The 2,767-nt window shown below is 70.8% G+C and carries 3 protein-coding genes; all 3 read left to right on the forward strand.

Annotated elements, in window-relative coordinates; all coding sequences use genetic code 11:
• On the forward strand, positions 1–1,509 hold a 1,509-nt coding region (gene flhF / locus AC1D01_RS28750), incomplete at its 5' end, for a flagellar biosynthesis GTPase FlhF (protein ID WP_477872497.1).
• A gap of 53 nt (positions 1,510–1,562) precedes the next feature.
• Complete coding sequence (locus tag AC1D01_RS28755; RefSeq protein ID WP_047500510.1) at positions 1,563–2,348, forward strand: hypothetical protein; 786 nt, start codon at positions 1,563–1,565, stop codon at positions 2,346–2,348.
• Positions 2,349–2,368: 20 nt separating this feature from the next.
• On the forward strand, positions 2,369–2,767 hold a 399-nt coding region (locus AC1D01_RS28760; protein ID WP_477872499.1), incomplete at its 3' end, for a sigma-70 family RNA polymerase sigma factor.

Consider the following 2,767-nt stretch of genomic DNA (forward strand, 5'->3'; position numbering starts at 1 on the left):
ATCCCGCCGTCGCCGCCGGTCGCCAAGCGCGCCGCCGCACCGCGCGCCCAGCCCGCCCGCCCCGCACCGGCCCCGCAACCCGCTCCCGCCCCGGCGATGGAAGTCAGCGACGACGTCGCCCGCCTGTCGATGAGCACGCTGTCGTTCCAGGATTACGTGCGTGAGCGCATGCTCAAGCGCCGCCAGGCCGCGATGCAGCAACAGCACGGCCGCGACAACGAACCCAGCTTCATGCCCGACGATGAGCCGTCGCTGCCGACCGCGCTCGAGCAGCGCCTGGCCGAACGGCAGGCAATGCACCCGGCACCGGCCCAGCACGCGCCGATGCAGGCCGTCGGTGGCCGCAGCGCCACGCTGCGCGAGCCGCCGGTGCTGCGCGAAGAAATCCGCGTGCAGCAACAGCAGGCCGCCGCCGCCCAAGCGCAGGCGCAAGCCCATGCACAGGCCCTGGCCGATGCACGGGCCCAGGCCCACGCCCAGCAGCACACGCCCGCCCCGGTGCCCGCCGCACCGGTCGTCTCGCTCGCCGATGCCCGCTCCAACGTCAACGCCTCGGCGCGCCGCGACCAGCAGGACATGATGAACGAGCTGCGCTCGATGAAGGGCCTGATCGAGGAGCGCTTCGGCGCCCTGGCCTTCATGGAGAAGCTGCAGCGCCAGCCCGCCCAGGCGATGCTGATCCAGAAGCTGCTCGACAGCGGCTTCTCGCCGGCGCTGATCCGCAAGCTGGCCGAGAGCCTGCCGAACGACGTGAGCGACGAGACCTCGTGGGCCGCCAACATCCTCGAGCGCAACCTGATCACCGGCGAGAACGACGCCGCGCTCGAAGACCAGGGCGGCGTCTACGCGCTGATCGGTTCCACCGGCGTCGGCAAGACGACCAGCGCCGCCAAGATTGCCGCCGCCTTCGCCACCAAGCACGGCGCCGCCAACCTCGGCCTGATCACGCTCGACGCCTACCGCGTCGGCGCCCACGAACAACTGCGCGCCTATGGCCGCATCCTCGGCGTGCCGGTGCACACCGCGCACGACCGCGCCTCGCTCGAAGACCTGCTGGAACTGCTGGCGGGCAAGAAGATGGTGCTGATCGACACCGCCGGCATGGCGCAGCGCGACAGCCGCACCCGCGAACTGCTCGACATGCTGGCCCACCGCTCGATCCAGAAGCTGCTGGTCGTCAATGCCGCCGCGCAGGGCGAGACCATCGAGGACGTGATGGTCTCGTACCGCGCCGCCGCCTGCAAGGGCATCGTGCTGTCCAAGCTCGACGAAGCCGTCAAGCTGGCGCCGGCGCTCGACGCGCTGATCCGCCACAAGCTGAAGGTGGTCGGCGTCGCCAACGGCCAGCGCGTCCCCGAAGACTGGCACCGCCTGTCGGCCCACGCGCTGGTGCATCGCGCGCTGCGCGCCAACACCGGCACTGCCTACCGCATGGATGCCGACGACGTGAACCTGATCTTCACGGCGCGCCAGCCGGCGCTGCGCACCCGCGGGTCGCTGCACGCCTGATCGATCGCCCGATCCCACAAGAACAGCCCCCCTCGACTCGTCCTCAGCGCCCCATGCACGACGCCTACGACTCCTCGTTCCCGCAAGACCAGGCCCACGGCCTGCGCCAGCTGTTCGGCCAGACGCGCGTGCGTTTCGTGCCGGTGGTGGCCAACCCGAACATGGCGTTCGGCGGCGTGATGCTGGAGCGCCTGTGCACCGCCTTCGGCGAGCTGGGCGCGCATGTGCTGGTGATCGACGCCTCCGACCGCGCGCCGGCCCCGGCCGAGCTGACGGCCGTCGGCCTGACCGGCTGCGTCGAGGCGCTGTCGCACCAGGTGTCGTACCTGGCCGCGCGCGGCCTGCCGATCCGCTACGTGGACGCGCACGGCAGCACCGCCAACTTCCTGCACGCCGCCGCCGATGCCGCGCCGCACGCCGACGTGGTGCTGGTGCATGCGACCGAGACCGACCTGTGCCGTTTGTTCATGCGCAGCGAGGCGCGCCCGCTGCTGCTGGCCGACGACCGCCCGAGCAGCGTGACCCACGCCTACGCCGCGATGAAGCTGCTGACGCAGCGCGCCGGCCTGATGGTGCACGACCTGCTGCTCGGCGCCGCCCCGCATTCGCCGCGCGCCGAACGCATCGCGCAGCAGATCGCCTCGTGTGCCGATGGCTTCCTGGGCGCCGTGCTGCGCGACTGGATGCACGTCGACCCTGCGTCCGATGTCAACGATCCGCCCACGCCGGCCCTGCGCCGCTGGGCCCGTGATGTGCTGCAGCCTGCCGCCTCTGTCGAAACCGCGTACGCCACCGCATTCCCGGCGTACCGCGATTTCCCGCAGCAGGCCCTGAACTGAATTTCCCCGGAGCTGACCCCATGTATACCGCCAAAGGCCAACTCGACGTCAACACGATGCTCAAGCAGTACAGCTCGCTGGTGCGCCGCCTCGCGCACCAGATGATCGCGAAGCTGCCTGCCAACGTCGAGATCGACGACCTGATCCAGGTCGGCATGATCGGCCTGACCGACGCGCTGAGCCGCTTCGACGCAGCCCAGGGCGTGCAGTTCGAGACCTTCGCGACGCAGCGCATCCGCGGCGCGATGCTCGACGAGCTGCGCGGCAACGACTACCTGTCGCGCGGCACGCGCAAGCAGCAGCGCACCATCGAATCGGCGGTGCACAAGCTCGAGCAGAAGCTCGGCCGCGCGCCCGCCGAGAGCGAGATCGCCCGCGAGATGGGCGTCACGCTGCCGGAGTACCAGGAACTCCTTGGC

The sequence above is a fragment of the Rhizobacter sp. P3_B12 genome, assembly GCF_056402895.1.